The sequence below is a fragment of the Calditerricola satsumensis genome, assembly GCF_014646935.1.
In the GTDB taxonomy this organism is placed as follows: Bacteria; Bacillota; Bacilli; order Calditerricolales; family Calditerricolaceae; genus Calditerricola; species Calditerricola satsumensis.
On the sequence record NZ_BMOF01000028.1, the window covers coordinates 22,512 to 28,829 of the forward strand.

The following is a 6,318-nucleotide window of genomic DNA, read 5'->3' on the forward strand; positions in this document are numbered from 1 at the left end:
ATGGCCCGGTTTGCCCTTCCGTATGCGACTTGCGCGCGGCCTGGTCACCTTGAGCCGGCGTAGGGTTCTTGGTACAATCGTGAAGAATGCGGAAAACATGGAGGGGCCGATCGTGACCGTTCGCAAGTGGCTGTCCTGGTTTGGAAAGACGCTCGCCGTTGGTGCGGGTTCCGCCTTGATCACGGGCCTTTTCTTGACGCGGGCGACGCTGACCAGCCCGTCTGAGGTGCTGGTGGCCGCGGTGTCGTATGCGTGGTTTGGCCTGTTGTTCGGTGCGGTCAGCCAGATGGGGTTGTTTGCCTTCCTGTGGGTTCAGCGGCTGGGTTTGGGCTTGGTGCGCCGCCCGTTTGTGTGGAACGGCTTCTTGCTGGTGTTGGTGGCCGTGGCCTTTGTTGACGTGGCCTACTTGCGCCACGCGGCGTTTGGCGCGGGGGAGCCGCTGCTTGCCTATTTCGCGCTCCCGGCCGGGGTGCTGGCATGGGCCGTCGCCGGAGCGTGGTGGAAGGCGCGCCTCACCCATCGTCGGGCCTTTGTGCCCACGCTGTTTTACCTGTTTGCGGGCACGCTCCTCGAGGCCGTTCCGGTGCTCCGGGGCGACAACCCCGTGCAGATCGCCCTAATGCTGATCCCGCTTCTTTGCTGCAACACGTGGCAGGTGCTGACGCTGCACAAGCTGACCGGATCGGAAGAAACCGAGGAGGCCAAACGACGGGTGTCGCTTGGCCTGGGTGCGGCGCGGCCGCGGCGCGGGTGATCAGTTGAGCTCGTGCAACCGGCGGTCGGTTCCGGTGATCAGTTCCGAAACGGTGACGAAGCGATAGCCGCGCTTCTTCAGCTCGTCGATGATGATGGGCAACGCTTCGTGGGTCTGCTTGACGGAATCGCTGGCGTGAAACAGGACGATGTCACCCGGGTGCGCTTTCGACAGCACGCGGTTGATGATCGTTTGCACGCCGGGGTTCTTCCAGTCAAGGGAGTCGGTGTCCCACTGGATGACGGTGTAGCCGAGCTCGTGGGCGATGCGCAGCACCCGCTTGTCAAAATCACCGTTGGGCAGCCGGATCAGCCGCGGAGGCTTTCCGGTCAGTTCGGTGAGGATGCGGTGGGCTGTTTGAATCTGCTTGCGGATTTCCTCATCCGACAGCGTGGAGTAGTTGACGTGTCGGTGGCCGTGGGAGCCGATTTCCGCGCCCATCTTGACGATGCGCTTGACGATCTCCGGGTGGTCGCGGCTCCAGGGGGAGGAAAGGAAAAAGGTGACGCGGTCGGCGATTCCTTTTTGCTCGAGGACGTCGAGGATGGGGCCGGCGCGCTCTTCGCCCCAGCTGATGTCGAAGGTGAGGGCGATCTTCTTTTCGTCGGTGGGGACGTTGTAGATCGCTTTTGGCCCGTCGGCCGGCGCGAAGACGGTGATCTGGTCCCGTTCGGCATAAACGACGCCAAGGGCGAAGAGGAACGCGGCCGCGACCACGAAGGCTTGCTTCCACTTCCGCCCGTTGATGACCCAGAACCAGGCCATACCGGTTCACCTCCTGCGTGGAGTCGTCCTTCTCCACTTTTATGCGCGGTGGACGGGGATATGATGGGAGGCGAAGGACTGTGTGGAGCGCGTTGCGTGACGCCTTGGCGGACAAGCGGCGGTACTTGGCGATAGCGACCGCGTGGTTTGCCCTGTGGGCGGTGCTCGGGTATGTGAGCTTTGACGCGCTGTGGGCACAGCGGCCCGATGTGGTGGACAGCTTGTTTGCCCGGTTGCGCGAACTGGCCGAGGCGATTGCCGCCCGTCAGAGCTGGACCTATTTTTTTGGCACCATCCTGCTGAACAACCTCGTTGTTGCGGCGTCGACGGTGGGGCTGGGCATCTTTTTTGGCTTGTTCCCCCTGGCGGCGCTTGCGACCAACGGTCTCGTGATCGGCTTTTTCCTGCGCATGCTGGCGCGCCAAGGTGAAGATCCGCTGGCGTGGTTTCTCGCGGGCATTCTGCCCCATGGCGTGCTGGAGTTTCCGGCTTTGCTGCTTGCCGGCGCGTTCGGGTTGGCCTTGGGCGTGCGTTCCGTGCAGCTGCTCGGCGGGCTTTTGTCCCCCATGGCGCGGCAGGCGGCGCTTGACCGGTTTGCGCGCGACCTGCGCCAACTGCCGGTGGTGGTAGCGGCCATCGCCGTCCTTCTTCTGGGCGCGGCGCTGATCGAGTCGACGGTCACGCCGCTCGTCGTCGACTGGCTCCAGTTGCGGTGACGGGGCGCATCTCGGCGTCTTGTCCGTGCATAAGCCCGCCGCCAGTTGTCTTACACTAGAGCCAAGAAGAAGGCGAGGTGAAGGCAACGGTGGCGGTGCTCGGATTTCTCCTCTCGGGAAAGGAATGCAAAGAGCTGGAGTACCTGCTGCGCCGTGAACTGGAAGAAATGCTCCTCGACTTGAACGACCGGCGCCTGGACAGCGTCGTCCGCCGGGCCATCGAGGACCGCTATGCGGTGATCTTCCGCCTGTACGCGCGCATCGCGCCGCCGCAAGAGTTGGCGCGCTACGCCCGCAAGCGCATGACGCACTGATCATGGTACAATGAACCCATGAGGGGATTTTCGCGACTTCCGATTCGTTGGAAAATTACGTTTCTTTCCATTGCCATTGTCTTTCTGGTCTTGATCGCGTTTGTGGCCCGCATCCTCGTCTACGGATCGGCGGTAGAAGAGCGAGAGCGCGGGCAGCGCGCGCTCCTCGTCGCGCAGTCGGTGGCGGCCATGCCCACCGTACAGGAGGCCTTGCTCCGGCCGGATGGGCACACGCTGCTCCAACCGGTCGTGGAGCGCATCCGGGTCGTCAACCAGGTGGATTACATCGTGGTCCTCAACATGGACCGCGTGCGCTACACGCACCCGCTCTCGTCGCGCATCGGCACGCGTCTTGAGGCCGCCGACGCGGGACCGGCCTTTGCCGAGCACACGTACCTGTCGAAGGAGAAGGGCGTCCTGGGCACGGCGGTGCGCGCCTTTGTTCCGGTGATTGACCGGGACGGCCGCCAGATCGGCGTCGTCCTCGTCGGCGTGCTGCTGCCGACGTGGGGCGCCATGCTGGCCGCCGTGTGGCGCGAGCTCGCGGTGACGGCCGGAGCGGCCTTGCTGCTGGGGGCGGCGGGGTCGTGGCTCTTGGCCTGGCACATCAAACGGCAGATCTACAACCTGGAGCCCTACCAGATTGCCCAGCTGTTCGAAGAGCGGATGGCCGTCTTCAACGCCATCCACGAGGGGATTGTGGCCATTGACGCCCAGGAGCGGATCACCATCATCAACGAGGCGGCCAAACGCCTCCTCGGCATCACCGGCAATCCCGTGGGGCAGCCGATCCGTGCCGTCATTCCCGACACCCGCTTGCCCGAGATTTTGCACTCGGGCAAGCCGGTATTTGGCCAGGAGATTCGCGTGCGCGGTGCGCATATCGTCTCGACGCGCGTGCCGATCCGTTCCGGTGGTCGGGTGGTGGGGGCTGTCGGCGTTTTCCAGGACCGCACCGACGTGCATCGGCTGGCCGAAGAGCTGACCGGAGTAAAGGCGCTGGTTGACGCGTTGCGCGCGCAAAATCACGAACATTTGAATAAATTGCATACGTTGGCGGGTTTGATCCAGCTGGGCCAGACCAGAGAGGCCCTTTCGTTCATCACCCAAACGACCCAGGAACAAGAGGCGCTCTCTCGCTTCGTCCTGAAGCGCATTGGCGATCCGGCCGTGGCCGGGGTGCTGCTCGGAAAAGTGAGCCGCGGCCGCGAGCGGGGGATTCGCGTGGTCCTGGACGAGGCCAGTTGCCTTGAGACCTTGCCCGATGGTGTAAGCAGTTACGACCTGGTGGTGGTGCTGGGCAACCTGCTGGAAAACGCGATGGATGCCTTGGAAACGGTTTCCCAAAAAGACAAAGAGGTCTATGTGCGCATTGACCAAACGCCGGATGCGCTGTCCATCACCGTGGCCGACAACGGCCCGGGCATCCCCGCAGCGCTCCTGTCGCGCATGTTTGAGCGGGGGTTCACGACAACGGGAGACCCGAACCGGGGGATTGGCTTGTCCCTTGTTCGGGAGATTGTGGAAAACGCCGGCGGCGAGATTGCCGTCGACTCGGCTGTCGGGGAAGGAACCGTGTTTCACATCACCCTTCCGATGCGGCAACCGGGCGCACGACCGGGAGAAGGGGGTGGGGAGAACCATGGAGGTCATTCGCACCTTGCTGGTTGAAGACGACCCCTTGGTGTGCGATGTGAATCGCCAAATGGTCGAGCGCGTTCCCGGGTTTCGCGTGGTGGGGATGGCGCGGGACGGCTTCGAGGCCCTGCGTCTGGCCAAGGCGGTGCGTCCCCACCTCGTGCTGCTGGACATTTACATGCCGGGCCAGGACGGCTTGACCCTGCTCAAGACGTGGCGGAAGGAAGAGGCGGACATTGACGTGATCGCCGTCACCGCGGCGCAGGACGCGCCGACGGTGGAAACGCTCTTTCGCTACGGGGCCGTCGATTACTTGGTCAAGCCCTTTCGCTTTGAACGCCTCAAGGCGGCGCTGGAGCGGTACCGGCAGTTTCGCCAGCTGGCGACGGGGAAGACCGTGGAGCAGGACGACTGGGACCATCTCCGAGGGGGAATAGAAGCCGAGGCGACACTGCCGAAGGGGTTGCACGCGTGGACCTTGCAGCAGGTGGAAGACCTGCTGGCGGCGAGCGCCACACCGCTTACGGCGGACGAGGTGGCGGCCGGCCTTGGGTTGTCGCGGGTGACGGCCCGACGGTACCTGGATTATCTGAACCGCTTGGGGCGCGTGCGATTGGAGATGGAATACGGGACGGTTGGGCGACCGGCCCACCGGTATCGGTGGGTGGGGGGATCACCGGCATAAACCCGGGAGGCGGGGATGGCCATGTGGCGAAAGCGGTGGAAACGAAGCGGAGCATGCGTCTTGCTGTTGATGTTGACGGGATGCGTCGCGACGGGTGCGTTGCCGGCCGACCCGGAACAAGAGGGGTTGGACGAGCGTATCGTGATCCGGTTTTCCCATGTGGTGGCGGAGCATACGCCCAAGGGGCAGGCGGCGCGGCGCTTCGCCGAGCTTGTTCATCGGTACACGGGTGGGCGCGTGGAGGTGCGCGTCTTTCCCAACGCCCAGCTCTACTCCGATGACGACGAGATGGAGGCCGTGCGCCGCGGTGATGTCGAACTGATTGCGCCGGCGACGGCCAAGATCGTTCATGAGTTCCCCGAGTGGCAAGTGTTTGACCTTCCCTATGCCTTTCCGAACGAGGAAGCCGTGGCACGAGCCATGGACGGTCCCATCGGTCAGCGGTTGCTCGCCGGTCTGACCCGCGACAACCTGGTGGGACTGGCCATCTGGGACAACGGCTTCAAGCAGATGACGTCGAGCGTCCGGCCGTTGCGCCGGCCGGAGGATTTCCGCGGGCTGGTGTTTCGGACGATGGGCAGCCCCGTGTTGGACGAGCAGTTTCGGTTGTTGGGGGCCCACCCCGTTCACGTCCCCTTTGACCGGCTCTACGCGGCCCTCGAACGTGGCGCTGTTGACGGACAAGAAAACACCCTCTCAAACATTTACACCCGGCGGTTGTATGAGGTGCAGCGGTACCTGACCATCAGCAACCACGGCTATTTGGGGTATGTGGTGATCGCCAACCGCGACTTTTGGGAGTCGCTGCCACCCGACATCCGTCGCCAGGTGCAGCGGGCGCTGGATGAGACGACGGCGTGGATTCGCCAGTACGCCCGCGCGGCCAACGTCGAAGCGCTGGAATTGCTCAAACGGACGGGGCGCATGGAGATCCACGTGCAAACCCCGGAAGAGCGACAGGCGTGGCGTGCGGCCTTTGGTGATCTCGACAAATGGATGGAACAGCAGATCGGTTCCGACCTCATGCGTGAGCTGCGCGCGCTGACCGCCGCGGAGTTGCCAAACCGGTGAGGCGGGTCTGACGGGTAGGAAAATCGTCGTCATGCGCGTTTTTGTGGTACACTGGTCGGCGTGAAGGCGTGGATTTGGTTGGGGCGCGGGGCGCCGGGTCAAAAACTGCATTCTCAAGAAAAAATTTCTGTATTGACTCGCGATCTCTTCCGTGCTATATTCATATACGCCGCCGCGCGAGAGGGCGCGGCAAACGGATGACGGTTCCTTGAAAACGGAAGCAGCGCAGCCGACGCGGCCGGGATTTCGGACAAACGCTTCATGGCCGCCGGGCGCGGGGGTCGCAACCGGGCGTGTGGTCCGGAGGCGGCCTGGTGCCGGCGGGTTTGCATGGAGAGTTTGATCCTGGCTCAGGACGAACGCTGGCGGCGCGCC

At 63.7% G+C, this 6,318-nt stretch carries 7 protein-coding genes; 6 read left to right on the plus strand and 1 reads right to left on the minus strand.

Translation table 11 applies throughout. The features are described from left to right. Positions 1–112 precede the first annotated feature (112 nt). On the plus strand, positions 113–754 hold the full coding sequence (locus IEX61_RS07695; protein WP_188817427.1) for a KinB-signaling pathway activation protein: 642 nt from the start codon (positions 113–115) through the stop codon (positions 752–754). Here IEX61_RS07695 and pdaB read toward each other — a convergent pair whose 3' ends face one another. After that, positions 755–1,519 carry a polysaccharide deacetylase family sporulation protein PdaB gene (gene pdaB, locus IEX61_RS07700; RefSeq protein ID WP_054670881.1) on the minus strand — a complete coding sequence of 255 codons (765 nt, stop codon included), beginning with the start codon at positions 1,517–1,519 and terminating at the stop codon, positions 755–757. A gap of 80 nt (positions 1,520–1,599) precedes the next feature. On the opposite strand from pdaB, the gene IEX61_RS07705 reads away from it, so the two are divergent. The 5 genes from IEX61_RS07705 (at position 1,600) to IEX61_RS07725 (ending at position 5,943) form a co-directional block, all read left to right on the plus strand. Continuing rightward, positions 1,600–2,235 carry a stage II sporulation protein M gene (locus tag IEX61_RS07705; RefSeq protein WP_054670884.1) on the plus strand — a complete coding sequence of 212 codons (636 nt, stop codon included), beginning with the start codon at positions 1,600–1,602 and terminating at the stop codon, positions 2,233–2,235. A gap of 95 nt (positions 2,236–2,330) precedes the next feature. Continuing rightward, a complete protein-coding gene (locus tag IEX61_RS07710) occupies positions 2,331–2,549 on the plus strand; it encodes a hypothetical protein (protein WP_054670894.1) in 219 nt (72 codons plus the stop codon). An 18-nt stretch (positions 2,550–2,567) separates the two neighbouring features. Further along, positions 2,568–4,220: an ATP-binding protein gene (locus tag IEX61_RS07715; protein WP_188817429.1), complete on the plus strand. Its 1,653-nt coding sequence runs from the start codon at positions 2,568–2,570 to the stop codon at positions 4,218–4,220. Then, on the plus strand, positions 4,192–4,872 hold the full coding sequence (locus tag IEX61_RS07720) for a response regulator (protein WP_054670889.1): 681 nt from the start codon (positions 4,192–4,194) through the stop codon (positions 4,870–4,872). Before IEX61_RS07715 ends, IEX61_RS07720 begins: the two co-directional genes overlap by 29 nt. Positions 4,873–4,887: 15 nt before the next feature. After that, the gene (locus IEX61_RS07725) at positions 4,888–5,943 is read left to right on the plus strand and encodes a TRAP transporter substrate-binding protein (protein ID WP_157057728.1); all 1,056 of its coding nucleotides are present in this window, start codon (positions 4,888–4,890) and stop codon (positions 5,941–5,943) included. The last annotated feature ends 375 nt before the right edge of the window (positions 5,944–6,318 follow it).

What these genes read in the sequence shown, in the direction of transcription:
- pdaB (WP_054670881.1), bottom strand. Translation starts at nt 1,519, where the DNA reads ATGGCCTGGTTCTGGGTCATCAACGGGCGGAAGTGGAAGCAAGCCTTC.
- IEX61_RS07720 (WP_054670889.1), top strand. Translation starts at nt 4,192, where the DNA reads ATGGAGGTCATTCGCACCTTGCTGGTTGAAGACGACCCCTTGGTGTGC.
- IEX61_RS07725 (WP_157057728.1), top strand. Translation starts at nt 4,888, where the DNA reads ATGGCCATGTGGCGAAAGCGGTGGAAACGAAGCGGAGCATGCGTCTTG.
- IEX61_RS07715 (WP_188817429.1), top strand. Translation starts at nt 2,568, where the DNA reads ATGAGGGGATTTTCGCGACTTCCGATTCGTTGGAAAATTACGTTTCTT.